Source organism: Stenotrophomonas maltophilia (assembly GCF_900186865.1).
In the GTDB taxonomy this organism is placed as follows: domain Bacteria; phylum Pseudomonadota; class Gammaproteobacteria; order Xanthomonadales; family Xanthomonadaceae; genus Stenotrophomonas; species Stenotrophomonas maltophilia.
Genome location: NZ_LT906480.1, coordinates 43,262 through 67,266, shown reverse-complemented (window position 1 = coordinate 67,266; position 24,005 = coordinate 43,262). Strand labels below are relative to the sequence as shown.

Genomic DNA, 24,005 nt, shown 5'->3' with positions numbered 1-24,005 from the left:
GACAGTGTAGTGGCACATGTCCGGTCCGAGGACCGGATGGCGGCGATCCTACGCTGCCGTTCAAGTTAAGGCAACACTTCACCTATCGTCGTATAAATCATTGATTTTATTGATACACCTGATGATGGGCGTAAAAGCAATGAAATCTACGGCAGGTTTTGCGGCGATTCGGGCACAACCGCTTGCTGGACGGATGCAGAAACGCCATCCCGCGCGGGTCGGGATGGCGTTCGGGCCTGCAGCCTGCGCAACGGAATCTCAGCGCGCAGCCAGCGCCGACGCGATTTCCTGCTGGATGGCCCGCGCCGCGGCCTGCGGATCGGTGGCCAGGCGGATCGGGCGACCAACCACGATGGCATCGGCGCCATCGGCAAAGGCCTGGGCCACGCCAACGGTACGCTTCTGGTCATCGCCGACCGGGCCACCGGGGCGGATGCCCGGGCAGACGATCGAGAACCCGGCGCCGGTAGCGGCGCGGATCGGGCCGGCTTCCTGGCCCGAGGCGATCACGCCATCGATACCGGCCGCCTGCGCGGCCAGCGCGCGTTCAACCACTACGTCCACCGGTTCACGGTCGATGCCCATCTGCGCCAGGTCCGGGCGGCCCATCGAGGTCAGCACGGTCACCGCCAGCAGGCGCATGTCGCTGCTGTTGGCGGCGGCGCAGGCTTCCATCATCGCCGGGTGCCAGCCGTGGATGGTGGCGTAGCTGACCGGCCACTGCGACAGGCGCTTGATCACCGCCGCGGCAGTGGCCGGGATATCGAAGAACTTCAGGTCGACGAACACGCGCTTGTCGCGGCGGGCCAGCTCGTCCAGCACCTGGAAGTACTCGCCCGACGCCAGCAGTTCCATGCCGATCTTGTAGAACGCCACGCTGTCGCCGAGGCGGTCGACCCACTCCAGCGCCTGCGCGCGATCAGGCACGTCCAGCGCGAAGATCAGGCGCTCGTCATCGCGCAGCGGCAGCGGCGCGCGGCTCACGGCGCGTAGTCCAGGGCAGCGCGCTTGGCGTCGTGGCGGGCCTGGCGCGACTGGCTGTAGTCATTGTTGAACTGCGCCGGCTCGAAACCGCCGTAGGTCGGGTTCGGCAGCATCCACCAGCGCTCGCCGAACCAGTCGTGGTACTGCTGCAGCAGGGCGTCACGGCCTTCGTTGGTGTTGGCGGTCACTTCCACGAAGTCGCCCAGTTGGTCGCCGAACTGCATCAGCACGCGGTACTTCTGCCCGGCCAGGCGGCGGCGGCAGTTCTTCTCGCTGCCGGCCTGCTCGCAGCCTTCGACCACGGTGCCCAGGCCCAGGAACACGCTGTCATCGGCCACCGGCAGGCCCTGCTCGCGCAGGTTGGCCAGGGTCGCGTCCTTAAGGTGCACGGCGCGGTTGGAGATGTACAGCAGGGTCACGCCCTTGGCGTTGGCGGCCTTGGCGAAATCGACCACGCCCGGAATGGCCTTGGCCTTCTTTTCGGCCACCCACTGGTCCCAGCTCAGCTCGTCGTATTCCTTGCCGTCGCGCACCAGGCGCGCCTGGTAGGGCGAGTTGTCCAGCACGGTCTCATCCACGTCCAGCACCACGGCCGGCTTCAGGCCCTTGGCCTCGTTGCCGCGTTCCTCCGGCACCAGCGCATCCCAGTGGGCTTCCTTCAGCGCGGCGTCCAGGTGGTCGGCGGCGGCGCGGTAGGTCTGCTCGGTGATCGCCTTGTACTCCTGCGCACGCTGCATCCACAGCACGGCGTTGAGATTGTCATTGGCGGTCGCATCAAGCGCGCCATCAGCCTTGGCAGCGGCGGCCGGGGCCTCCGGGGCAGCGGCTTCGGCAGCAGGCGCATCCACGCGCTTGCAGGCGGACAGGCCCAGCGCCGCAGTGGCGAGCAGGGTCAGGGACAGGGAAACGGGACGACGCATGGATTCACCGGCAATCAGATATACCGGCGCATTTTACCGGCAAAGGCGGTCCCGGGACGGCTATGCTTGGCGGTTGACCCGTTGCCCTTCCGGAGGCCGCCATGACCGATTCCACCCAGACCCCCGACGTCCCCCTGCTCGACGCCGTGCAGGCCCGCCTGCTGGGCTGCCTGGTGGAAAAGGAGGCGACCACGCCGGACACCTATCCACTGACGGTCAATGCCGCCCAGTCGGCTGCCAACCAGAAGACTGCCCGCGAGCCGGTGATGAACATCGACGCCGGCAGCGTGCAGCACGCGCTGCGCCAGCTGGAGGCGTTGGGCCTGGCCCGCCAGCACTTCTCCTCGCGCGCGGACCGCTACGAGCACCGCCTGCAGGCCGCGCTGGACCTGACCCGGCAGCAGACCGTGCTGCTGGCGCTGCTGCTGCTGCGTGGGCCGCAGACGCTGGGCGAACTGATCACGCGCAGCGAGCGCCTGCACCGCTTCGCCGACGCCGATGAAGCCCGCCACGCCATCGAACGCCTGCAGCAGCGCGCGCTGCTGGTGGTGCTGCCGCGCGCCAGTGGGCAGCGCGAAGACCGCTACATGCACCTGCTGTGCGGCGAAGTGGACGGCGCGGCGCTGGCGGCGAAGTACGCCAGCAGCGGCGGTGGCAACGATGCGGCCGATCCAGGCCTGGCCGAGCGCGTGGCCCAGCTGGAAGCGACCGTGGCCGAGCTGCAGGCGCAGCTGGCCGAACTGCGCGGTAACTGAGGCGCAGCCGCAGGGTAGTGCCGGCCACCGGCCGGCACCCCCTCGGGACCGATCCGCCCGGGACCGATCCGCGGTTCAGCAGCCTCCCACTCTCAGGAAGCCGTCGCAGTTCGCAAGCGCGCGCACGCCCCATTCCTCCATCGTGTACTGATTGGTCAGCTGGCTGCCGTTGTTGCGCACACACCTGACATCGACGTAGCACTGCGTGCCGGGTCGTCCATCAATACGGTTGACATGGCAACTGCGGCTGGCTGACGACGCATTCCACGCGCCCTGGCAGGCCTGCGTGCTCGAGTGCGGTGAGAGGTCACTCATCTGGGGAAGCGTGAACGCAGATGCAGACGCGGATACCACGCTCAACAGCATCGTCGTGACCAAAGGCATGAGCTTCATGAGAACTCCTGGAGTTTCCGGGTTTCGGGAATGACCACAGCGCTGCCCAACGCAGCAGGTGGGTCATCTCATGAAACCCGGAAGCATCGGCGGCGAACCGGACGACTCGCCGGTTTATCGCCAAATGCAAGAATCCTCATTCGGCTTGTCCAGATGCGTCATGCCCCCCGATGAGTACCGCCACCGCACCCGGCGTGGCATACAACCGGCTCGGGCTGTCCACGCCCGGCAGCTGGATCACCCCGCGCTCCTGCATACCCAGGCCCAGCAGGATCTTCCCGGACACCACGTTGTCCAGATCGGTAATGCCATACAGATCCTGCAGGCCCAGCCCAGCGCGCGCATGCGCGAACACCGCCCGCGCCGCCTCACCGGCATAGCCCTGCCCGGCGAATTCCGACAGCACCGCATAGCCGATGTCCGGCCCCGGCAGGCCATCCCGCCGCACCAGCCCGGCATTGCCCAGCCAGGCACCATCGGACAACCGCTCGATGGCATACATGCCAAAGCCATTCAACGCATAGCTGTGCAGCACACGCAGCGCGATGTATTCCCGCGCCTGCTCCTCACTGCGCACATTGCGGTCACCGATGAAGCGCACGAAACCCGGATCATTCAACAGCGCCAGCATCGGCACCGCATCGCGATCCGGTTCAATCGCACGCAGGCGCAGGCGTTCACTCTCGATCGGTTGCACAGGCAGACCTCCAGCCGAAACCCCGATTCTGCCTCAACCCCCGGCTGTTGCTTTTGATTTTCTTTTTTCTTTTCCGTGGCTGGCACGCACGGAAACTGTCAGAGGCCTGGCGGGTGGGCTGGGCGGGACCGTCCGCGGCATGGATGCCGCGGCCGAGCCCCCATGGACGGGTTTACGGCGTGTCCCGACCAGCCCACCCGCCAGGCCCCCACGAATGCATTGCGAACGGCGCCAACCACGAGGGGCTGCGCCGTTCGCCGGTCAATCGAACAGCGCCTCGATCGCCGCCAACCCGGCACTCGCCCGTTCCTTCTTGCGCACCGCATCGGCCACCGGATCAGCACCATCGCGCTGGATCTCCTCGGCCGGAATCTCCTCGAAGAACCGGCTCGGCTTCAGCCGCACATGCTCACCGAACTTGCGCGTGAGTTTGCTGTAACTCATCCACAGCTGGATCTTGGCGCGGGTGATGCCCACGTACAGCAGTCGCCGCTCTTCCTGCAGGTTGCCCTCGTCCAGGCTGACCTGGTGCGGCAGCACGCCGTCCTCGCAGCCCACGATGAACACGTACGGGAATTCCAGGCCCTTGGAGGCGTGCATGGTCATCATGCGCACCTGGTTGCCACCCTCGTCCTTGTCGCTGCGCGACAGCAGCGCCAGCTGGCCGGCCAGGTCAGCGGCGGTGGCACCGCGCGGGCCGCCCTCGAACCACTGCGCCAGCTCCTCGATGTTGTTGGCGCGACGCTGGTAGCTGGCCTCTTCCTTGGCCTGCTGGCGCAGTTCGCTGAGCAGGCCGGATTCCTTGGCGACCTTGCGGATCATGTCGCCGGAAGTGACCTGTCGGGTCTGTGCACGCAGGTCGCGCAGGATGTCGGTGAAACGCGCCAGGCTGTTGGCCGCACGCGGCGGCAACTGCTGCAGGGCGCCGATCGCCTCGGCGGCCTGCGCCATCGGCATGTCCTTTTCCTGCGCCAGTTCAGCCAGCTTGGCCAGCGTGCCGGCGCCGACATCGCGCTTGGGCGACTGCACCGCACGCATGAACGCGGTGTCGTCGTCCGGGTTCACCAGCAGCCGCAGCCAGGCCAGCGTGTCCTTCACTTCCTGGCGTTCCAGGAACATGGTGCCGCCGGTCAGGTGGTAGGGAATGCGCAGCAGCTGCATCGCCTTTTCCAGCGGGCGCGACTGGAAGTTGCCGCGGAACAGGATGCAGAAATCGCTCCAAGGCACGTTGCGCGACTGCGCCACGAAGGCGATCTCGGCGGCAACCTTTTCCGCCTCGTGTTCGCTGTTGCGGCATTCCCACACGCGGATGCGTTCGCCGTCGGCCTGGTCACTCCACAGCTTCTTCAGGTGCTCGTGCGGGTTGTTGGCGATCAGCGCATTGGCCGCACGCAGCACACGGTTGGAGCAACGGTAGTTCTGCTCCAGCTTGATGATCTCCAGCGCTGGGTAATCGCGCCCCATCTGCTGCAGGTTTTCCGGGTTGGCGCCGCGCCAGGCGTAGATCGACTGGTCATCGTCACCCACGCAGGTGAAATTGCCCTTGTCACCAGCCAGCTGCTTGAGCAGCCGGTACTGCGCGTCGTTGGTGTCCTGGCATTCGTCCACCAGCAGGTAGCCGATGCGTTCGCGCCAGGCCACGGCGATGTCCGGGTTCTCTTCCAGCACCTGCACCGGCAGGCGGATCAGGTCATCGAAGTCCACCGCATTGAACGCCGTCAGGCGCAGCTGGTAGCGCTCATAGACGCTGGCCGCTTCCTTCTCGCGGTTGCTGCGCGCGGCGGCCATCGCCTGCTCGGGCGACAGGCCAGCGTTCTTCGCGCGCGACACCAGGTTCTTCATGTCCTCGATGTCGTCGGGCTTGGCCCCGTACATCAGGTCCTTGATCTGCGCGGCGGCATCATCGGCATCGAAGATCGAGAATCCACGCTTCAGGCCCACGGCCGCGTGCTCGATCTGCAGGAACTTCAGGCCCAGCGCATGGAAGGTGCAGATCGTCACCTCGTCGGCATCCTGCTCGCGCAGGCGCTTGGCCACGCGCTCGCGCATTTCCTTGGCCGACTTGTTGGTGAAGGTGATCGCCGCGATGCGACGCGGCGGATAGCGGCCGCAGCCGATCAGATGGGCGATTTTTTCCACGATCACGCGCGTCTTGCCGCTGCCCGCGCCGGCGAGCACCAGCAACGGGCCTTCGATGTGCAGGACGGCGGCGGCTTGGGGGGGATTGAGACCGTGCATGGGATGGGGATTGTAGCGGGGCCGGGTGACGACCACAGCGGGCCGCCGGTGGGGTTGCTGAACGGCTTCGGCGAAGCGGGGCTGCGGCGTACAATCCGTCGATGGCCAAGCTCTACTTCTACTATTCGGCGATGAATGCCGGCAAGACCACCACCCTGCTGCAGAGCGCCCACAACTACCGCGAGCGCGGCATGCGGGTGGCGATCCTGACCCCGCGCCTGGACGATCGTGCCGGCGCCGGCGTGGTCGCTTCGCGGATCGGCCTGCGCGCCGATGGCATGGCCTTCGACCGCGATACCGACCTGCAGCGCTGGGTCGAGCAGGACCTGGCGACGAACGGGCCGATGGGCTGCGTGCTGGTGGACGAGGCGCAGTTCCTGACCCGCGCCCAGGTCTGGCAGCTCAGCGAGGTGGTCGACCAGCTGCGCATTCCGGTGCTGTGCTACGGCCTGCGCACCGACTTCCGCGGCGAGCTGTTCGAAGGCAGCCAGTACCTGCTGGCCTGGGCCGACGAGATGCAGGAGATCAAGACCATCTGCCACAGCGGCAAGAAGGCGACGATGACGGTGCGCGTGGACGAGCATGGGCACGCGGTGCAGGACGGCCCGCAGGTGGAGATCGGCGGCAACGACCGCTACGTGTCGGTCAGCCGCGCGGAGTTCAAGAAGATCACCCGCGGTGAAGGGCGGATCGATCCGGCGCAGGCCCCGCTGCCGTTGTAGCGCAAGGCGGAACATCCCGGCGCATGACCACCGGCGGTTTACAGGCTTCCACGGGCTGCCTAGGCTTGGCCCGACCAGCTGTCGAACAGGAAGTCCGCCATGCGCCGCACTCTGCTTTTGCTTGCCCTGCTGTCTGCCCACCTGCCCGCGCCGGCAGCGGAGCGTCCCGCTTCTCCCGAAGAAGACGCGACACTGATCAATGCCGGCTTCCTCGACAGCCACCCAGACATCATGTATCGGCAATGGGGAGTCGCCGCGCTGCATCGGAATGACGTCAAGGCGGCCATGGATCATTTCCGCCGGGCCGCGCGCTATGCGGACAAGCCGGCTCAGGGCTACCTCGGCGAAATGTACTGGTTCGGGGTGGACCAGCCACGCGACCCTGTAATGGCGTTCGCGTGGATGGATGTGGCCGCAGAACGTGGCTATCCGTTGTTCTCCGAACTGCGCGACGAATACTGGGCAACCCTGCCGCTGGAGCAGCACCAGGCAGCCCGCGCTCAGGCACAGGCGCTGCGCGCCGAGTTTGGTGATGTCGTGGCACGGCCACGCATGGCAGACGTTCTCAGAAAGGGCCGCCGGGAAATGACTGGCAGCCGTACCGGCTCGATGAGCAACAACGTCGATGTCGTCTTCATGGACGGCGGCATCAGCCGCACCATCAAAGCCGACCGTCTGTACGACCCCAAGTACTGGGACCCTAAGCAGTACGAGCGCTGGCAGGACGAAACCTGGATGAAGATCCGCCGGGGCACGGTGCAGGTGGGCGTACCGACCCAGACCAACGCCACCGAGACCACCGAGACCAAGCCCTGAACCAAGGGGCCGGTGTCTACCCGGCCCCTCGATGCTCAGTACAGCGTGCGCTCCGGCGCACCCGCCGGCGGCGGGGTGTACTGGTACAGCCAGGTCTCGGTCAGGGTCTTGCCGCCACTGCGCAGGAACAGGCGGATGTCAATCTGCTCGGTGCTGCCTTCCGGCGGCACCAGGTCGAACATCGCGCGGTAGCCGTTGATCTCGCGCAGCGGGCGCGCCGACACGATCTCGACCCGGCCGCGGCTGGCTTCCACCACCGCCTCGACCTCGCCCTTGTCGATCAGCCTGGCCAGTTCGCCACCTTCGAAGTCCACCGCGAAGCGCCAGCTGAAGTACTCGCGCTTCTTGCCGACCACGCCGCCCAGGCCGGTGCGGCTGGCCACGCAGTGCGCCAGCGGCGGCCGTGCCGGCGGTTCGGCGCCCCAGTACAGGCGGTAGCCGACCAGCAGTTCCTGGCCCGGCTGCGGCTTTTCCTTCGGGTTCCAGAACGCCACGATGTTGTCGAAGGTCTCGTCCACGGTGGGAATCTCCACCAGCTGCACCGAGCCTTCGCCCCACTCGCCCTTGGGTTCGACCCACAGGCACGGGCGCTTCTCGTAGAACACGCCGTCGTCCTGGTAGTGGTCGAAATTGCGGTCGCGCTGCAGCAGGCCGAAACCACGCGGGTTGCGGTCCACGAACATGTTGAAACGCAGGTTGCGCGGGTTCAGCAGCGGCCGCCAGATCCACTCGCCAGCACCGGTCCACAGCGACAGGCCGTCGGTATCATGGATCTCCGGGCGCCAGTCCCACGCCATGCGGCGGTCGTTCTCGCCCACCTGGTACATGCTGGTGCACGGGGCGATGCCCAACCGCTCGATCGCCTTGCGCGGGTACAGCGCACTGTCGATGTCCATCAGCAGCACATCGCCATTGGTGATCGCGAAGCGATAGGCGCCGGCCACGCTGGGCGAATCCAGCAGGCCGTAGACCACGATCGTGTCCGAATCAGCCGAGGGTTGTTCCAGGTAATAGGCGATGAAGTCCGGGAATTCCTCCGGCTTGCCCATGCCGGTATCGATTGCCAGGCCACGCGCGGACTGGCCGTACTGGCCTTCCTTGCCGACCGCGCGGAAGTAGCTGGCGCCGAGGAAGGCGGCGAAATCGCGATCGGTGTCCTTGCGGGTGTTCAGGCGGAAACCGGCGAAGCCGAGATCGGCCGGCAGCTCGCCGTCCTTGATGCCGCTCTTGCCGTAGTTGAAGGCCGCGCCGTCATAGGCCAGCTCCTGCGCCTTGCCGTCGACCACGTCGAACATGCGCACCGGCGAATGGAAGTACAGGCCCAGGTGGAAGAACTTGGCCTGGAACTTGCCCGGCTGGTCGGCCCACAGCGCATGGTCCTGGCGGTAACCGATCGACTGGTACTGGTCCCAGTCCAGCCCTTCCAGGCGGCCCGGCAGTACCCGCTTGTGGCTCTTGTAGGGCGCCTGTGCCAGCGCGCGCGCCTGGCCCTTCAGGGTGGCGAAGTCGAACGGCTGCGGTTGGCCGAGGCGGCGCAGGCCCATCTGGCCGCTCCTGCTGGCCGCGCACGCGGGCAGGGACGGCAGGCCGAATGCAGCCAGGGCGAGGGAGGCATTGCGGATGAAGTCGCGTCGTTGCATGCAGGCGCGTCAGGCACAGAGGGGAAGGTCGGCCATCATAGGCAGACAAACGTTAACGGGCAGCGGAGACGTGCCCTGCCCGTTCAGCTGCCGCTGGCCGCCCGCCTCAGCGCTGGCAGTGGCTGCACCAGACGCTGGCGCGCTGGCCGATGGTGGCGTGCTTCAGCGCGCGGCCACAGTTCGGGCAGGGCAGCCCGTCACGGCCGTACACCAGCAGTTCCTGCTCGAAGTAACCCGGCGCGCCATCGGGGCTGATGAAGTCACGCAGGGTGGTGCCACCACGGGTGATGGCGTAGCCGAGGATCTCCTTCACCGCATCGGCCAGCCGCTGGTAGCGCTCGCGCGAGATTTTCCCGGCCTCGCGCAGCGGACTGATGCCGGCCTTGAACAGGCTCTCGGCGGCGTAGATGTTGCCCACGCCCACCACCACCGCCTGGTCCATCAGGAAGGTCTTCACCGGCGCGCTGCGGCCACGGCTGCGGGCGAACAGGTAGTCCCCGTCGAAGGCATCGTCCAGCGGCTCCGGGCCCAGCCCCTGCAGCAGCGGGTGGACTTCGCCGGCCGGCTGCCACAGCAGGCTGCCGAAGCGGCGCGGGTCGTTGAAGCGCAACAGGCGGCCGTTGTCCAGGCTGATATCCACATGGTCGTGCGCGCGCAGCGGGGTGTCGCCGCGCAGCACGCGCAGGCTGCCGGACATGCCCAGGTGCAGCACGGCGCTGCCGATGGCGGTGTCCAGCAGCAGGTACTTGGCGCGACGGCGGATGTCCTCGATGCGCTGCCCCGGCAGCAGCTCGGCCACTTCCGGCGGAATCGGCCAGCGCAGGTCGGCGCGGCGCAGGATCACGCCATGCACGCGGCGGCCCTGCAGGTGCGGCGCCAGGCCGCGGCGGGTGGTTTCGACTTCGGGCAGTTCAGGCATGAACCGATTCTACGCCCGCTCAGCGTGGCGGCGCCGCCAGTTCACGGGCATCCAGGACGCCATCACCGTTGGCATCCTGCTTGTGGAAGCGCTGCACGATCACCTGCCGCTGCTGCTCGCGGCGGATCGCCCTGCCCTTGCCACCGGGCAGCTCCTCGGCGCTCAGCACGCCATCGCCATTGCGGTCCATGCGGTCGAAGGCATACAGCATCCACTGCACGTACTCGGCCTCGCTGACCTTGCCGTCGCCATCGCTGTCCATCCGCTGCAGGTAGCTGGTGGTATCGGTGACCTGGGCCAGCGCCGCACCCGGCAGCAGCACCGCCAGCAGAACGCCGTACCCTGCCCTCACGCGCCCACCAGGCTGTAGCCCTTCAATCGCGCAGCGTAGGCCTGCAGCGCCGCGATTCCGCTTTCCTCAGCCTCGCGGCACCAGGCCTGCAGCTGGTGCAGGCGCTCGGCGGCGTCGTGGCCTCGGGCTTCCAGCAACGCGGCCAATCGCGCGCGGTACTCGACCAGGGTGCGGATGCGCGGGCGCTGTGCCACCCATTCGCTGAGCTGGGCACGACTGTCCGGCTTCAGCCAGCGGCCATCGTTGACCAAGCCACGGCGCAGCCGGCGCGGCAGCAGGCGCCGCAGCTTGGCCCCAGCGTGGGCGGCTTCCTCGCGCAGGGCCGGCATGAACACGTTGCGCTGGTAGTCGGTCATCGCCTGGAAGCGGTGCGAGAGCAGCGCCTTCAGGGTCTCGGCATCGGGCACGGCGATGTTCGGGCGTACGTCCATGGCCGGTGCAACGCGAAGCACCTTGGCCAGGCGCAGCGCCTGCAGCAGGCGGATCGCACTCCAGCCGATGTCGAATTCCCAGCGCCGCATCGCAAAGCGCGCCGAACTGGGGAAGGCATGATGGTTGTTGTGCAGCTCCTCACCACCGATCCAGAACCCCCACGGCGTCAGGTTCGTGGAGGTATCGGCCGATTCGTAGTTGCGGTAGCCCCACCAGTGGCCCAGGCCATTGACCACGCCCGCGGCCCAGAACGGGATCCACGCCATCTGGATCGCCCACAGGGCCACGCCGGGCAGGCCGAACAGCACGCTGTTGATCGCCAGCAGCAGCACCGGACCGAGCGTGGCGTGCGGGGTATACAAATGGCGCTCGATCGCATCATCCGGGGTACCGCGCCCGTACTGATCGATGTCCGCGCGCATGCCGCGTGCTTCCCGGTACAGCTCCACGCCATGCCAGAACACCGTGCCGATGCCGCGGGTGACCGGGCTGTGCGGGTCGTCCTCGGTCTCCACCTTGGCGTGGTGCTTGCGGTGGATGGCCACCCACTCGCGGGTGATCATCGAGGTGGTCAGCCACAGCCAGAAACGGAACACGTGGGCCAGCGCCGGGTGGAAATCGACGCCGCGATGGGCCTGGCCGCGGTGCAGGTACAGGGTCACCGAGAAGATGGTGATCTGGGTGAAGACCAGCAGCACGCCCAGCATGGCCCACCAGCCGAGGCCGAGCACACCACCGGTCAACAGGGACATCAGGGCATCAGGCATGGCGGCTCTCCGTATCGACGCGGGGATGGCAGACATCATGGGCGCTTGCGTTGCAAACTGCATCCCTGCGGCGGTGATTGCCACCGTCATCCGTGGCACCGTTCACAGTTGGGGACCTGAGTTGTCGAGCCTTGATCCACGCGCCAGCACCACGACTGCCGCCCCGTCCGTTGCGGAGCTGCCCCCCTTGATCGAACTGGACCGCGCCACCGTGGTGCGCGGCCAGGTGAAGGTGCTGCACGGGCTCAGCCTGCGCATCGCGCAGGGACAGCACACCGCCCTGCTCGGCCCCAACGGCTGCGGCAAGTCGACCTTCATCAAGCTGATCACCCGCGAACTGTATCCCCTTGCACAGGGAGACGGCTCGGTGGCGGTGAAGGTGCTGGGCCAGAACCGCTGGCAGGTGGACCGGCTGCGTTCGCAGCTGGGCATCGTCACCGGCGACCTCAGCAGCAATCTGGCCGACATGCCCGGGCTGACCGTGGAACAGGCGGTGCTGTCCGGCTTCTTCGCCAGCTACGTGGTGCCGGCCTTCCGCGAAGTGACCGCCGACATGCGCACGCGCGTCGGCGAGACACTGGTGATGACCGGCGCCCTGTCCCTGCGCGAACGCGCCTATGCCGAGCTGTCGGCCGGCGAGACCCGCCGCGTGCTGATCGCCCGCGCGCTGGTCAATCGGCCGCAGGCACTGCTGCTGGACGAACCCTCCACCGGACTGGACCTGGTCGCCCGCGAGCAGCTGGTGGCGACCATGCGGGTGCTCGCCCAGCAGGGCATCACCCTGGTGCTGGTGACCCACCACATCGAAGAGATCATTCCCGAGATCGAACGCGTAGTGCTGCTGCGCGACGGCCGTGTGCTGGCTGATGGCACCCGTGCCGAACTGCTGCGCAGCGCGCCGCTGTCGGCGGTGTTCGGTGGCGCGATCACCGTGTGCGAGCAGGAAGGCCGGCTGACCGCGTACGCGGGGTGAGGCGGAGCCCTCGGGGGAAACAAGGGGCCTGGAAACCGACAGGCCTGGGAGACCGACTCTACCCCGTCGTGATGTCATTCCCGTCGTGATGTCATTCCCGCCGTCACGCCATTCCCGTCGCGATGCCATTCCGTCGCCATGCCGGTGCAGCGGGCCGGATGTTCCGGCCCGCCACCGCCTTGCTCAGAACCTCAACGCCAGTGCGCGCGATTCGATCGGTGCCATCCGGCTCTGATCCTGCAGCTGCAGGTCGCGCAACTCGTACGGCGCACCGAACCCAACCGGCAACGCGGCCTGGTCGAACGGCAGCACCAGCTGGCCCGCGCCCGGTCCATCGAACCACGCGGCCGCGTGCGCCTGCGCCACCGGCTTCAGCTGGCCATCGCGGCCGGTGGCATACAACGTGCCACGCGCCTCGTAACGCCCGGCGGCGGCCACCTGCAGCGGCAGCGCTACCTGGCGGCTGGCCGGGTCCGGTGCCGCCTGGCCACTGAAGCGCGCAGTGGGCCGCGCCACCGCGAAGGCCACCTTGCCATCGCGCAGCACACCATCGGCCTGGGCGAACACCTGCAGTTCCCACAGCCCCTGCACGTTGCCGACATCAGCCGGAATCCGCACCTGCGCGCGCAGGCTGCCATCGGTGGTACGCAGCAGGCGCTGCGGCCAGCTGCGGCCATCGGGCGCGACCAGCAGGGCTTCACCGCCCAGGCCGCCACGACGCGAGGCCAGCTGCGCGGTGGTGGCGCCGTCTTCCAGCAGGCGTGCCTGCAGCTGCACGTTGCCACCGGCCAGCACCTGCGCCTGGTTGGCCTGCACTTCCAGCCGCAGCGGGCTGTTCGGCTCCAGCACCTGCACCACGTAGCGGCCCTGTGCCTGCGCGCTCTGCAGCGTGTACGCACCGGCGGCACTGGTCGCGCCGGTGCGCAGCATGCTGCTGCCATCCCTCACCGGCATGCCGGCCTGCTGCAGCGCACGCGCGTCGACACTGCGGGCCACGCTGCTGCGGCCCGCCGGGTCGCGCACTTGCAACGCATTTGCCGGCACTGCCCGCGCGCCTTCGGCCGGGCTCAGCTGGATCACCGCGTCGGGCGCCGTCAGCGGCAACTCCAGGCCGCGTTGCAGCTGCGCGCCATCGACCTGCTGCCAGTAGCTGCGGCTGACCGAGGCATACGGCGTAGCCGCCTGCAGCGATTGCGCCGGGTCCAAGGCCCAGGCGAAGGACAGCGGTGCGCGTTCGCTGTCATCGGCCGGCAACGGCGCGGCAACCAGCGCAGCGGGCACCTGGTCGCCAGCACGGGCGGCCTGCAGCGGCTGCGCGGCCTGCGCTGCGGAAAGGGACAGTACTGCCAGCACGGCACCGGCCAGCAGGGTGGATTGAATCGTCATGGTCGTCTCCCTCACTGGGTCAGGTCGTTGCGCAGCAGGGTGCCCAGGCCGAAGCACTCGCGGCGGCTCTGGTTGTGGCTGAGCGGTTCTGCGCCCTGGGTACGCGCCTTGTCGGTGAACCAGGTGGTGCCGGCGGCCTTCTGGCTGCTGCACTCCAGGAAGCCATCGGAGCAGGACGACAGCCAGTTCTGGGTGAACTCCAGGCCGACGTTGGCGGCATAGCCGCCGCAGTAACTGTTGCTGTCCCACACCGCCGACTCCACGTCGCTGCCGACCACCGCGCGGAACGGCTTGGGCAGCGCCGGGCGACCGGCCGTGCCATACAGGTTCTGCGCGTTGTAGGTGGCCATGCTCGCCACCTGCTGCTGGCGCACCGCGTCGTTCTTGTAGCCCAGCAGCCAGCCCAGCGAGGTTTCGAAGGTGTTGCCGTTGAGCACCGCATCGGCCAACGGCGTACCCGCCGAGGAAGGTGCCAGCGCGGTGACCTTGCGCACCGTGCGGATGATCTTCGGATAGCGGCTGTCGTAGGTCGGGTTGGACAGGATCCAGCGCACCACATTGCCGCCGTTGGAATGGGTGATCACCACCAGCTGGGTGATGCCACGGCTGTCGATGAAGCTGGTCAGCTGGTTGGCCAGGCAACCGGCAGCTTCGGGCTTCCACATGTACTGGGTGAAGTCACAGTTGATGACCACGTAGTTGCTGCTGTTCGGCAGGCCCTGGCGCACGGTGTCGATGATCGCCGGCTGCCAGTAGTCCTGGGTGGCGTTGGTCTGCGCGCCGGTGCCATGCACGAAGGCCACGCCGACCACGTCGGCGGCCTGCGCCGGCGCTGTTGCAAGCCCGAGGAGCAGGGCCAGGACGGTACTTCCTGTTGCGGTGCTGCGCATCGCTTCTCTCCCTCTGTCTTCGGATCCCCCCGACCCGGCTGGAACTGGACGGCCCTGGCGCTTGCCGTTGTGCCGATGCTCGCGGTGCAGCGGCGTGAAAGTCCGTGCGCTGCGCCCGGAATCAGGAGACTGACGTCAAACGATGACGCTTTTCATATCGCGACAATGACCATGCCGGGTCTGGCCGTATGACCGATGGCCACTGCAGTGTCGTATGGGGGCTGCGATCATGGCGCGTTGTTTTCTCTCCCGGAGCCTGTCCATGTCGCTGATTTCCCACCCTGCCCGCCCGCTGCTCGGCCTTGCCGTCGTCGCGGCCCTGGCCGGTTGTGCCGCCACCGCCACCAAGCCGACCGCCGTCGAAGCCAACATCACCACCAAGGCGGTGGGCTATCTGGACAAGAGCACGGTTCCGGCCAGCCTCGACCTGGTACCGGCACCACCGGTGGCCGGTTCGGCCGCGCTCGCCCTGGACGAGCAGGTCAGCCGTGAAGCCCGCGCGCTGCGTGGCAGCCCGCGCTTCGCCCAGGCCGGTGTCGATGCGGAACTCGGTTTCCCCGAAGGCGCCAACCACTTCTCCTGCGCCGCCGACATCGACGTCGATGCGGTGAAGACCCCGGCGCTGTATCGCCTGCTGGAGCGCAGCCGGATCGACGCCAGTGCGGCGACCAAGGCGGCCAAGAACCACTACCAGCGCCCGCGCCCGTTCATGGTCAATGGTGAACCGACCTGCTCGCCGAAGGACGAGGAAGGCCTGCGCAAGAACGGTTCCTACCCCTCCGGCCACACCTCGATCGGCTGGGCCTGGGCCCTGATCCTGTCCGAGATCGCGCCGGACCGCGCCGATGCCATCCAGGCCCGTGGCCGCAACTACGGCGAGAGCCGCCTGGTCTGCAACGTGCACTGGCAGAGCGACATCCTCGAAGGCCGCTTCATGGGCGCCGCCGCGGTGGCCCGCCTGCACGACAACGCTGCATTCAACAAGGACCTGCTGGCCGCACGCAAGGAAATCGCCGCCGCACGCAAGGCCGGCCTGCACTCCAGCCGCGACTGCACCACCGAGAACGCGGTGCTGAAGGTGCGCCCGCAGAGCGCGCTGTAAGCGCGCGCCGGATCACTCGTTGCCGGCCAGCGGCCGGCACTACCAATGGGCGTAAGGAAGAAGGGCCGGCATTGCGCCGGCCCTTCTTCATTGCATCAACGCAGCCACCGCATCAGAACTTCGCGGTGAACTCCACGCCCCAGGTACGCGGCTCGTTGAGGAAGCCGGTCAGGTTGTTGAAGTCGATCGCACCGACCACGCGGGTCTGGTTGGTCAGGTTGCGGCCGAACACGGCCACGTCGTACTGGCCGTAATCCCAGTTGTAGCCCAGGCGCAGGCCGCCTTCCAGCGAACTACGGCCGCGGAATTCCGGCGACTCGTAGATGAAGAAGTTGACCGCACTGCGGTAGGCCCAGTCGGTGTAGGCGTACAGCTCGCTGCCATCGCTGAGCGGGAAGCCGACGCGCAGGGTCGCGTTGTGGATCCACTTCGGCGCCTGCGGCAGCGGGTTGCCGTTCACCAGCGCATAGGTCTGGCCGTTGATCACCGTGGTCGGGTCGGTGATGGTGCAGCCGCCGCCACAGATCGCCACCGCCAGGTTCTTGTCCTTGATCTCGGTGTCGTTATAGCTGCTGCCGAAGGTCAGCAGGACGTTGTCGGCCAGGTAGGCCTCCAGGTCCAGTTCCACGCCCTGGCCAATGGTCTTGTCGGCGTTGAGAAGGGTGGCGGTGTTGTTGCTGCCACCCACCGCGATCAGCTGCTGGCCGTCGACGTTGTAGCGGAACACGCTCAGGCCCAGGCGTGCGCGACGTTCGAACAGGTCGGCCTTGATGCCGGCTTCATACGAGATGACCTTCTCCGAATCGGCCTGCGACAGCCCCGGCGCGAAGGCCAGGCGGCCCTGGATCGACGGTGCGCGGAAGCCCTTGGCGACACGGGCGTAGGCATTGATGTCGTCGGTCAGCTTGTACACGCCGCTGACATCCCAGCTGACGTCGTTGACGTCGGTGTTGGCCAGGTACGGGCCGCTGACCGGGGTGCCGAACGGAACGGCCTGCAACACGCTGGCGCTGAAGTCCTTCTTGTCCTGGGTGTAGCGCACGCCGGCGCGCAGCTTGAAGCGGTCGGTGACATCGAAGTCACCCGAGGCGAACACCGCCCACGCCTTGTTGCGCTGGTTCTGCACCACGTGGCCGGTCTGTGGATTGCCCGGGGTCAGCGAGTCGTAGTTGAAGTTGTTGATGGTCACGTCTTCATCGAAGTAGAAGACGCCGGCCTGCCAGTCGAAGCGACCCCACTCGTTGGACTCGATCCGCACTTCCTGCGTCCACTGGCGGTGGTGCGGCAGGCCGTCGGCCGACTCCGACGAGAATGGAATCAGGCCCGGGCCGTAGTTGCCGGCACCGAGGAAGGCCGCACCGTAGCCGCCGTCGATGTCGCCACGGTTGAGCGATTCGGCGGTCTCGTAGCCGGTGATCGAATGCAACGTCACCGAGCCGAGGTTCCACTGCAGGCGCGCGCTGCCGCCCCAGGTTTCCAGGTCGGAGAAGTTGACGCCGTCGTTGGCCACCTTGTCGCGGTCGAAGTTCTCGACCAGCGAATTGCCACCCTTCCGGATGATGTTGGCGCGGAACAGGCGGGCGGTGCCGTTGAGCTTGCGCTTGTGCAGGTTGAACAGCGCTTCGAAGTCGTCGCCTTCGTACAGGAACTGCACGCGGCCGGCGGCTTCGTCATAGCCTTCGAAACCACTGTTGGGGGCACCGGCGCGGGTGTTGTCGACCCAGTCATCGCGGCGCTGGTAGATCGCCGAGACACGTGCCGACCAGCGGTCGGTCAGCGGGCCGCCGTAGGCGCCCTGCACGTTCCAGCTGTTGTAGCTGCCGTAGCCCACGCGCACGTAGCCGTCGGCATCCTGCGACGGTCGCGCCGAATCGAACTTGACCACGCCGGCCGGGGTGTTGCGGCCGAACAGCGTGCCCTGCGGGCCACGCAGCACTTCCACGTTGGCCAGGTCGAACAGCGGGAAGCCCTTCAGCAGCGGGCTTTCCTGCACCACGTCGTCATACACCAGCGACACCGGCTGCGAAGCATTGAGGTCGAAATCGGTGTTGCCCAGGCCGCGGATGTAGAAGCGCGGGAAGGCACGGCCGTAGGACGACTCGATGTTGAGGCTGGGCACGCGCGCGGCCAGGAAGCGGATGTCATCGCCGGCCGAGCCGAGCACATCCAGCTTCTCGCCCTGGATCGCGCTCAGCGCGACCGGTACGTCCTTGGCGTTCTCGACGCGGCGCTGCGCGGTCACCTGCAGGGCATCGAGGGCAACCGGATCCTTGGCGGCGGGGGTTTCCTGAGCGGCTGCTACCAGCGGCAGCAGGGCGGAAAGAGCGGCAACGATGGGGCGCGCGACCGGAAGGCGGCCACGGGAAGTACGGGTCGGGGACATGGCGGTAGGCTGTGTTTGGAGGGGTGGTAAAACGGCGCTACCAGATAATTGTTGCAATACAGCACCTACGCCGCAAATGCCCGCCGTTCATGGCCCCGTCGCCGGCGCCCCGGGCGCTCGCTAGACTCGGGGTTTCCAACGCGACGGACCCGCCGCCATGACCCAGTGGTACTTCCATGCCTCCGCCCAGGCCGAGCGCATCGGCCCGCTTGATGACGAGGCCGCGCGCCGCTACGCGCAGGCCAATCCGCGCGCGCTGGCCTGGTGCCAGGGCATGAGCGGGTGGACACCGATCGCCGAGGTGGCCGAGCTGCAGGCGGTGGCCCCGGGCATGCCCAACACCCCACCGCCGGTCCCCGTCGGCGCCAGCGGCCGCGCCGACGACATCGAGTTCCGCATCGTCGGCCATGAAATGCAGTTCGTGGAGATCGAGCTCGACCCCGGCGAGAGCGCCATCGCCGAGGCCGGCGCATTGATGTTCAAGGACGCCACGGTACAGATGGACACGGTGTTCGGCGCCGCCAACGGCGACCAGGGCGGCGGCTTCATGGGCAAGGTGATGGCCGCCGGCAAGCGCGTGCTGACCGGCGAGAGCCTGTTCGCCACCGTCTACACGCAGAGCGGGCACGGCAAGGGCAAGGTCGCCTTCGCCGCGCCCTACCCGGGCACGGTGCTGGCAATGAAACTGGACCAGCACGGCGGCCGCCTGATCTGCCAGAAGGACAGCTTCCTGGCCGGTGCGCGCGGCGTGCAGATCGGCGTGCAGTTCCAGCGCAAGATCATGACCGGCCTGTTCGGTGGTGAGGGTTTCATCATGCAGAAGCTGGAAGGCGACGGCTGGGTGTTCATCCACGCCGGCGGCTGCGTGGTGGAACGCGAGCTGGCTGCCGGCGAGCGCCTGGACGTGGATACCGGCTGCGTGGTGGCCTACCACCCGACCGTGGACATGGACGTGCGCCGTGTTGCGGGCATCAAGAGCATGCTGTTCGGCGGCGAGGGCGTGTTCCTGGCCACGCTGACCGGCCCAGGCAAGGTCTGGCTGCAGTCGCTGCCGTTCTCGCGCCTGGCCGGCCGCATGTGGATGGCCGCGCCGCAGGGCGGTGGCCAGAACCGCGGCGAGGGTTCGGTACTGGGCGGCCTGGGCCGGATGCTGGACGGCGACAACCGCTTCTGACCGCCTCCGGTCGTTCCGTCCGCTGGCCGGCAACCCCATGGACCTTGGCGCGCATCCCGGTAGTGCCGGCCGCTGGCCGGCAACCCCATGGACCTTGGAGCGCATCCCGGTAGTGCCGGCCGCTGGCCGGCAACCCCATGGACCTTGGCGCGCATCCCGGTAGTGCCGGCCGCTGGCCGGCAGCCCCATGGGCCTTGGCACGCATCCCGGTAGTGCCGGCCGCTGGCCGGCAACCCCATGGACCTTGGCACGCATCCCGGTAGTGCCGGCCGCTGGCCGGCAACCCCATGGACCTTGGCGCGCATCCCGGTAGTGCCGGCCGCTGGCCGGCAGCCCCATGGACCTTGGCACGCATCCCGGTAGTGCCGGCCGCTGGCCGGCAACCCCATGGACCTTGGCACGCATCCCGGTAGTGCCGGCCGCTGGCCGGCAGCCCCATGGACCGTTTCCAGTTTCCCTATGGTTGCCGGCCAGCGGCCGGCACTACCTTTATGAATGGGCGATATTTCCCACCCTGCCCGCCCCGCCACGGCTTCGGTATGCTGGCGCCCTTTCCTGAATCCGGCGCCGCGAGCGCACTGCCGATGAGCCTGTTCCGCCCCCGCATGCTGCTGTCCGTCGCCCTGATCGGCCTGCTGGCCGGCTGCGGTGGCGATCCGGTCCGCCCCACGCCGCCGCCGGCGCCGACCGTGGTGCCACAGGCCAAGCCGGTGAAGATCGGTATCGCCCTCGGCGGTGGCGCGGCCAAGGGCTTTGCCCACATCGGCGTGATCAAGATGCTGGAAGCCAATGGCTTCGAACCGGCGGTGGTGTCCGGCACCAGTGCCGGCAGCGTGGTCGGCGCGCTGTACGCCAGCGGCATGGACGCCTTCCAGATGCAGAGCAAGGCGGTGGCGCTGGATGAAGCCAGCATCCGCGACGTGCGGCTGTTCTCCGGTGGCCTGGTGCAGGGCCAGAAGCTGCAGGACTACGTCAACGAACAGGTTGCCAACCGTCCGGCCGAACGCCTGAAGAAGCCGTTCGCCGCCGTCGCCACCCAGCTGGAAACCGGCGAGCGCGCGATCTTCGTGCGCGGCAACGTCGGCCAGGCGGTGCGCGCGTCGAGCAGCATTCCCGGCGTGTTCGAACCGGTGAAGATCGGTGGTCGCAACTACATCGATGGCGGCGTGGTCAGCCCGGTGCCGGTGGATGCCGCGCGCCAGCTCGGCGCCGACTTCGTGATCGCCGTGGACATCTCCAGCAAGGCCAGCGGCAAGGCGCCGACCGACATGCTGGGCATCGTCAACCAGTCCATCTCGATCATGGGCCAGCGCTTGGGCGAACAGGAACTGGCACGCGCCGACATCGTCATCCGGCCGAAGGTGCTGGACATCGGCGCCGCCGATTTCAGCCAGCGCGGCACCGCGATCCTGGAAGGCGAGAAGGCCGCAATGGCGGCCATGCCGCAGATCCGCGCGAAGATCCAGCAGTTGCAGCGCGCGCGCGCCGCCGCGGCGGCACCCGCGCCGGTGGCCGCACCAAAGTGCGAGGAAGCCTCGCGCCTGGGCAAGCTGATGGGCCGCAAGGACAAGTGCTGATCCCTTGATGCCTGGCCACCGGGCATGCCCGGTGGCCGCTCAGGACTCCAGCTGCGAAAGCGGCAATGCCTGGAAGCCCTTCACCGTGCGCAGCACGAAGCTGGAGTTGGCATCGGCCACGCCACCGGCGTTGAGCAACCGGTCCAGCAGGAAGCGCGAGAAGTGCTCCAGGTCGCGCACGTAGACGTGCAGCAGGTAGTCCATGTCGCCGGTCAGCGCATGGCAGGCCACCACCTCGTCCCACGCTTGCACGCTGTCCACGAAGTGGCCGATGGCGGCCTGGTCGTGCTTTTCCAGCTGCACGCGCACGAAGGCCTGCAGGCCCAGCCGCAGCTGCCGCGGCTCCAGCCGCGCGCCATAGCCGACGATCACACCCTCGCTTTCCAGCCGCTGCAACCGCCGCAGGCAGGCCGAAGGCGAAAGATTCACCCGCGCCGCCAGTTCGGCGTTGGTGGCGCGCCCATCCCGCTGGATTTCAGCCAGCAGGCGTATATCCGTGCGATCAAACTGGACTTCTCCGGCCATTGTTGCCCCGCAACATGGTGAGTACGCAAGGATATTGCGCCAACAGGGTCAACGGGCGCAACTTTTGCAACCCTGTTGCGCGTGCTCTGCCCTAGCATCGTAGGCATCCCGTCAAGGAGTGCCCCATGGACCTCGCCCAGCCCCGCCGCGTCGAACACCAGCAGACCGACAAGGGCTACGTGCCGGTGTACACCACCGCGCTCGTCGAGCAGCCGTGGGACACCTATACCGCCGACGACCACGCCACCTGGAGCACGCTGTACCAGCGCCAGCGCGAGCTGCTGGTCGGCCGCGCCTGCCAGGAGTTCCTGGATGCACAGGACGAGATGGGCATGAGCGCGCACATGATTCCGCGCTTCGACCAGCTCAACGAAGTACTGGGCGCCGCCACCGGCTGGACCCTGGTCGGCGTTGAAGGCCTGCTGCCGGAACTGGATTTCTTCGACCACCTGGCCAATCGCCGTTTTCCGGTGACCTGGTGGATCCGTCGCCCGGACCAGATTGATTACATCGCCGAGCCGGATCTGTTCCACGATCTGTTCGGCCACGTGCCGCTGCTGATGAATCCGGTGTTCGCCGACTACATGGAGGCGTACGGCCGTGGCGGCGTCAAAGCCCACGCGATCGGCCCGGATGCACTGCAGAACCTGACCCGCCTGTACTGGTACACGGTGGAATTCGGCCTGATCGATACGCCCGAAGGCCTGCGCATCTACGGCGCCGGCATCGTGTCGTCGAAGGGCGAGTCGCTGTACTCGCTGGAATCGCCCGCGCCCAACCGCATCGGTTTCGACCTGCAGCGGATCATGCGCACGAAGTACCGCATCGACACCTTCCAGAAGACCTACTTCGTCATCGACAGCTTCGAACAGCTGATGCAGGCGACGTCGCCGGACTTCACCCCGATCTACGCGGCACTGGCCGACCAGGCGCATCTGCCGGCCGGCGAGGTGCAGGGCGATGACCGCGTGTTCCAGAAGGGCACCGGTGAAGGCTGGGCCGACGGCGGCGACGTGTAAGCGCACGGGGTACAGCGCTTCGCATTGAAAGGAAAACGGCGCACCTGGATGCGCCGTTTTCGTTGTTGCCTGCCTGCGCCATTGCAGCGGCGCAGGCGAGGGCAGGGCACTCAGGCGTCCACGGCGCGGCAGGAACCGCGCACCATCAACTGCGGATGCACGCTGGCTGCGGTCGGCGCATCCGGCAGATCGGTCTGCACCAGCATCGCTGCGGCCATGCGGCCGATGTCGGACACGTGGCGGCGCACCGAGGTCAGCGGCGGCCACAGCCGCGAGGCCAGCGGGCTGTCGTCGTAGCTGACGATCGACAGCTGCTGTGGCACGGCAATACCCGCACGCAGCGCGACCTGGTAGACACCGGCCGCCATCTCGTCGTTGCCGGCGAAGATCGCACTGGGGCGGCGTTCCCCCAGCAGCAACCGTTCGGCGGCATGCACGCCGGATTCGAAGGTGTCGCCCGCTTCCAGCACGCGCTCGCCCGGCAAGGTCAGCCCCACCTGGGCCAACCGGTCAAGGAAGCCATGGGTACGCTCACGCGCCGCGCGCCGGTCACCCGGTCCGGCGATCACCGCGATGTCGCGGTGGCCGAGCGAGAGCAGGTAGCCCGCTGCTGCTGCCGCGCCATCGCGATCGTGGGTGACCACCGCCTGCACGTCTTCTTCCGACGCATGCGCGTTGATCCGCACGTAGCGGCAGTCGATGTCGTCCAGCATCTGCGCGAGTGCAACCGATTCGGATGCACGCGGGCCGAGGATCACCCCATGCAGCTTCTGCTGCTGCACGAAGCGGCGCACGCCGTCCGCACAGTCCGGATCCTGGCTGTTGCACGGGTGCACCACCAGCTCATAGCCGGTGCCGCGCAGCGCTTCCAGCGCGCCGTGCTGCAGGTCGACAATGCATTGGGCGCCGGGGTCGTCGTACACCAGCCCGATCAGGAAGGAGCGGCGGAACGCGAGTCCGCGCGCCAGCGGGTCGGGGACGTAACCGACCTCGCGCATCAACGCCTCGACCTTGTCGCGGGTGTCTTTGCGCACCAGCGGCGAGTTGTTGATGATTCTTGAAACCGTTTTCTTGGAAACTCCCGACAGTCGTGCGATGTCGTTGATCGTGGCAGCCTTGCCTTTCGATGCCGGCAACGCGGCATCGCTCATATTTCGCACTGACATGTATAGAACCAGGTAAGTCGGAGAATTCTAGCCTTGCGCCCGTCGGGCGCGAAGTTGCGGAATGTCGCAGCTGGAGCGGCACAGACCGTGTTCGACACGTTCCACCGCGTGAGGTTCCATTGTGATCGCTCTACTGCGTTTGCATCTAAACCGTTTTTCACGCGTGCTTGCCATG

22 protein-coding genes are annotated in these 24,005 nt (G+C 67.5%); 8 read left to right on the top strand and 14 right to left on the bottom strand.

Annotation, left to right across the window (positions count from 1 at the left end; translation table 11 throughout):
- Positions 1-258: 258 nt before the first annotated feature.
- Together pyrF and CKW06_RS00325 are read right to left on the bottom strand one after the other, a co-directional pair.
- Complete coding sequence (gene pyrF, locus CKW06_RS00330) at positions 259-984, bottom strand: orotidine-5'-phosphate decarboxylase (protein ID WP_005411820.1); 726 nt, start codon at positions 982-984, stop codon at positions 259-261.
- Entirely contained in the window at positions 981-1,904 is a 924-nt protein-coding gene (locus CKW06_RS00325) for a 5'-nucleotidase, lipoprotein e(P4) family (protein WP_021202272.1), read from the bottom strand. Before CKW06_RS00325 ends, pyrF begins: the two co-directional genes overlap by 4 nt.
- Before the next feature lie 101 nt (positions 1,905-2,005).
- On the opposite strand from CKW06_RS00325, the gene CKW06_RS00320 reads away from it, so the two are divergent.
- Positions 2,006-2,659: a YceH family protein gene (locus CKW06_RS00320; protein ID WP_024958819.1), complete on the top strand. Its 654-nt coding sequence runs from the start codon at positions 2,006-2,008 to the stop codon at positions 2,657-2,659.
- Positions 2,660-2,734: 75 nt separating this feature from the next.
- Here CKW06_RS00320 and CKW06_RS00315 read toward each other — a convergent pair whose 3' ends face one another.
- The 3 genes from CKW06_RS00315 to CKW06_RS00305 form a co-directional block, all read right to left on the bottom strand.
- Entirely contained in the window at positions 2,735-3,052 is a 318-nt protein-coding gene (locus CKW06_RS00315; RefSeq protein ID WP_024958820.1) for a hypothetical protein, read from the bottom strand.
- A 136-nt stretch (positions 3,053-3,188) separates the two neighbouring features.
- A complete protein-coding gene (locus CKW06_RS00310; protein ID WP_024958821.1) occupies positions 3,189-3,749 on the bottom strand; it encodes a GNAT family N-acetyltransferase in 561 nt (186 codons plus the stop codon).
- A 261-nt stretch (positions 3,750-4,010) separates the two neighbouring features.
- Positions 4,011-5,987, bottom strand: coding sequence for a UvrD-helicase domain-containing protein (locus tag CKW06_RS00305; RefSeq protein WP_024958735.1), 1,977 nt, complete (start codon positions 5,985-5,987; stop codon positions 4,011-4,013).
- Positions 5,988-6,088: 101 nt separating this feature from the next.
- Here CKW06_RS00305 and CKW06_RS00300 point away from each other — a divergent pair, with 101 nt between their 5' ends.
- Together CKW06_RS00300 and CKW06_RS00295 are read left to right on the top strand one after the other, a co-directional pair.
- Complete coding sequence (locus tag CKW06_RS00300) at positions 6,089-6,709, top strand: thymidine kinase (protein ID WP_024958734.1); 621 nt, start codon at positions 6,089-6,091, stop codon at positions 6,707-6,709.
- Between the two features lie 99 nt (positions 6,710-6,808).
- Complete coding sequence (locus CKW06_RS00295; protein WP_024958733.1) at positions 6,809-7,525, top strand: tetratricopeptide repeat protein; 717 nt, start codon at positions 6,809-6,811, stop codon at positions 7,523-7,525.
- Between the two features lie 35 nt (positions 7,526-7,560).
- Here CKW06_RS00295 and CKW06_RS00290 read toward each other — a convergent pair whose 3' ends face one another.
- From CKW06_RS00290 to CKW06_RS00275, 4 genes are all read right to left on the bottom strand, one after another.
- Positions 7,561-9,165, bottom strand: coding sequence for an OpgD/OpgG family glucan biosynthesis protein (locus tag CKW06_RS00290; protein WP_012478684.1), 1,605 nt, complete (start codon positions 9,163-9,165; stop codon positions 7,561-7,563).
- A gap of 106 nt (positions 9,166-9,271) precedes the next feature.
- A complete protein-coding gene (gene mutM / locus CKW06_RS00285; protein ID WP_024958732.1) occupies positions 9,272-10,084 on the bottom strand; it encodes a bifunctional DNA-formamidopyrimidine glycosylase/DNA-(apurinic or apyrimidinic site) lyase in 813 nt (270 codons plus the stop codon).
- 19 nt (positions 10,085-10,103) lie between these two features.
- Positions 10,104-10,436, bottom strand: coding sequence for an EF-hand domain-containing protein (locus CKW06_RS00280; RefSeq protein ID WP_005411812.1), 333 nt, complete (start codon positions 10,434-10,436; stop codon positions 10,104-10,106).
- The gene (locus CKW06_RS00275; protein ID WP_024958731.1) at positions 10,433-11,635 is read right to left on the bottom strand and encodes a DesA family fatty acid desaturase; all 1,203 of its coding nucleotides are present in this window, start codon (positions 11,633-11,635) and stop codon (positions 10,433-10,435) included. Before CKW06_RS00275 ends, CKW06_RS00280 begins: the two co-directional genes overlap by 4 nt.
- Positions 11,636-11,822: 187 nt before the next feature.
- Here CKW06_RS00275 and CKW06_RS00270 point away from each other — a divergent pair, with 187 nt between their 5' ends.
- Positions 11,823-12,608 (top strand): ABC transporter ATP-binding protein, encoded by a 786-nt coding sequence (locus tag CKW06_RS00270; RefSeq protein ID WP_024958730.1) that lies wholly within the window; start codon positions 11,823-11,825, stop codon positions 12,606-12,608.
- A gap of 183 nt (positions 12,609-12,791) precedes the next feature.
- On the opposite strand, the gene CKW06_RS00265 is transcribed toward CKW06_RS00270, so the two are convergent.
- Together CKW06_RS00265 and CKW06_RS00260 are read right to left on the bottom strand one after the other, a co-directional pair.
- Positions 12,792-13,994, bottom strand: coding sequence for a DUF4785 domain-containing protein (locus tag CKW06_RS00265; RefSeq protein ID WP_024958729.1), 1,203 nt, complete (start codon positions 13,992-13,994; stop codon positions 12,792-12,794).
- Positions 13,995-14,005: 11 nt separating this feature from the next.
- Positions 14,006-14,884, bottom strand: a complete 879-nt coding sequence (locus tag CKW06_RS00260) for a lipase family protein (protein ID WP_005407483.1) — start codon at positions 14,882-14,884, stop codon at positions 14,006-14,008.
- Positions 14,885-15,146: 262 nt separating this feature from the next.
- Here CKW06_RS00260 and CKW06_RS00255 point away from each other — a divergent pair, with 262 nt between their 5' ends.
- Positions 15,147-15,986: an acid phosphatase gene (locus tag CKW06_RS00255; protein ID WP_038646268.1), complete on the top strand. Its 840-nt coding sequence runs from the start codon at positions 15,147-15,149 to the stop codon at positions 15,984-15,986.
- Positions 15,987-16,098: 112 nt separating this feature from the next.
- Here the strand turns inward: CKW06_RS00255 and CKW06_RS00250 are convergent, their stop codons facing one another.
- Positions 16,099-18,369, bottom strand: a complete 2,271-nt coding sequence (locus CKW06_RS00250; protein WP_024958449.1) for a TonB-dependent receptor — start codon at positions 18,367-18,369, stop codon at positions 16,099-16,101.
- Between the two features lie 157 nt (positions 18,370-18,526).
- Between CKW06_RS00250 and CKW06_RS00245 the strand changes: the two genes are divergently transcribed.
- Positions 18,527-19,543, top strand: coding sequence for a TIGR00266 family protein (locus CKW06_RS00245; protein WP_005407480.1), 1,017 nt, complete (start codon positions 18,527-18,529; stop codon positions 19,541-19,543).
- Between the two features lie 584 nt (positions 19,544-20,127).
- Positions 20,128-21,120: a patatin-like phospholipase family protein gene (locus CKW06_RS00240; RefSeq protein WP_019337382.1), complete on the top strand. Its 993-nt coding sequence runs from the start codon at positions 20,128-20,130 to the stop codon at positions 21,118-21,120.
- A gap of 39 nt (positions 21,121-21,159) precedes the next feature.
- Here the strand turns inward: CKW06_RS00240 and CKW06_RS00235 are convergent, their stop codons facing one another.
- Positions 21,160-21,645, bottom strand: coding sequence for an Lrp/AsnC family transcriptional regulator (locus tag CKW06_RS00235; RefSeq protein ID WP_005411782.1), 486 nt, complete (start codon positions 21,643-21,645; stop codon positions 21,160-21,162).
- 125 nt (positions 21,646-21,770) lie between these two features.
- On the opposite strand from CKW06_RS00235, the gene phhA reads away from it, so the two are divergent.
- The gene (gene phhA / locus CKW06_RS00230; RefSeq protein ID WP_024957473.1) at positions 21,771-22,664 is read left to right on the top strand and encodes a phenylalanine 4-monooxygenase; all 894 of its coding nucleotides are present in this window, start codon (positions 21,771-21,773) and stop codon (positions 22,662-22,664) included.
- 110 nt (positions 22,665-22,774) lie between these two features.
- On the opposite strand, the gene CKW06_RS00225 is transcribed toward phhA, so the two are convergent.
- Positions 22,775-23,830: a LacI family DNA-binding transcriptional regulator gene (locus tag CKW06_RS00225; RefSeq protein WP_024957474.1), complete on the bottom strand. Its 1,056-nt coding sequence runs from the start codon at positions 23,828-23,830 to the stop codon at positions 22,775-22,777.
- Between the last annotated feature and the right edge of the window lie 175 nt (positions 23,831-24,005).

Excerpts from the sequence above, each read along its gene's own strand:
- CKW06_RS00325 (WP_021202272.1), bottom strand. The coding sequence starts at position 1,904 with ATGCGTCGTCCCGTTTCCCTGTCCCTGACCCTGCTCGCCACTGCGGCG.
- CKW06_RS00320 (WP_024958819.1), top strand. The coding sequence starts at position 2,006 with ATGACCGATTCCACCCAGACCCCCGACGTCCCCCTGCTCGACGCCGTG.
- CKW06_RS00315 (WP_024958820.1), bottom strand. The coding sequence starts at position 3,052 with ATGAAGCTCATGCCTTTGGTCACGACGATGCTGTTGAGCGTGGTATCC.
- CKW06_RS00305 (WP_024958735.1), bottom strand. The coding sequence starts at position 5,987 with ATGCACGGTCTCAATCCCCCCCAAGCCGCCGCCGTCCTGCACATCGAA.
- CKW06_RS00300 (WP_024958734.1), top strand. The coding sequence starts at position 6,089 with ATGGCCAAGCTCTACTTCTACTATTCGGCGATGAATGCCGGCAAGACC.
- CKW06_RS00295 (WP_024958733.1), top strand. The coding sequence starts at position 6,809 with ATGCGCCGCACTCTGCTTTTGCTTGCCCTGCTGTCTGCCCACCTGCCC.
- CKW06_RS00290 (WP_012478684.1), bottom strand. The coding sequence starts at position 9,165 with ATGCAACGACGCGACTTCATCCGCAATGCCTCCCTCGCCCTGGCTGCA.
- mutM (WP_024958732.1), bottom strand. The coding sequence starts at position 10,084 with ATGCCTGAACTGCCCGAAGTCGAAACCACCCGCCGCGGCCTGGCGCCG.
- CKW06_RS00275 (WP_024958731.1), bottom strand. The coding sequence starts at position 11,635 with ATGCCTGATGCCCTGATGTCCCTGTTGACCGGTGGTGTGCTCGGCCTC.
- CKW06_RS00265 (WP_024958729.1), bottom strand. The coding sequence starts at position 13,994 with ATGACGATTCAATCCACCCTGCTGGCCGGTGCCGTGCTGGCAGTACTG.
- CKW06_RS00260 (WP_005407483.1), bottom strand. The coding sequence starts at position 14,884 with ATGCGCAGCACCGCAACAGGAAGTACCGTCCTGGCCCTGCTCCTCGGG.
- CKW06_RS00255 (WP_038646268.1), top strand. The coding sequence starts at position 15,147 with ATGTCGCTGATTTCCCACCCTGCCCGCCCGCTGCTCGGCCTTGCCGTC.
- CKW06_RS00250 (WP_024958449.1), bottom strand. The coding sequence starts at position 18,369 with ATGTCCCCGACCCGTACTTCCCGTGGCCGCCTTCCGGTCGCGCGCCCC.
- CKW06_RS00245 (WP_005407480.1), top strand. The coding sequence starts at position 18,527 with ATGACCCAGTGGTACTTCCATGCCTCCGCCCAGGCCGAGCGCATCGGC.
- CKW06_RS00240 (WP_019337382.1), top strand. The coding sequence starts at position 20,128 with ATGAGCCTGTTCCGCCCCCGCATGCTGCTGTCCGTCGCCCTGATCGGC.
- CKW06_RS00235 (WP_005411782.1), bottom strand. The coding sequence starts at position 21,645 with ATGGCCGGAGAAGTCCAGTTTGATCGCACGGATATACGCCTGCTGGCT.
- phhA (WP_024957473.1), top strand. The coding sequence starts at position 21,771 with ATGGACCTCGCCCAGCCCCGCCGCGTCGAACACCAGCAGACCGACAAG.
- CKW06_RS00225 (WP_024957474.1), bottom strand. The coding sequence starts at position 23,830 with ATGTCAGTGCGAAATATGAGCGATGCCGCGTTGCCGGCATCGAAAGGC.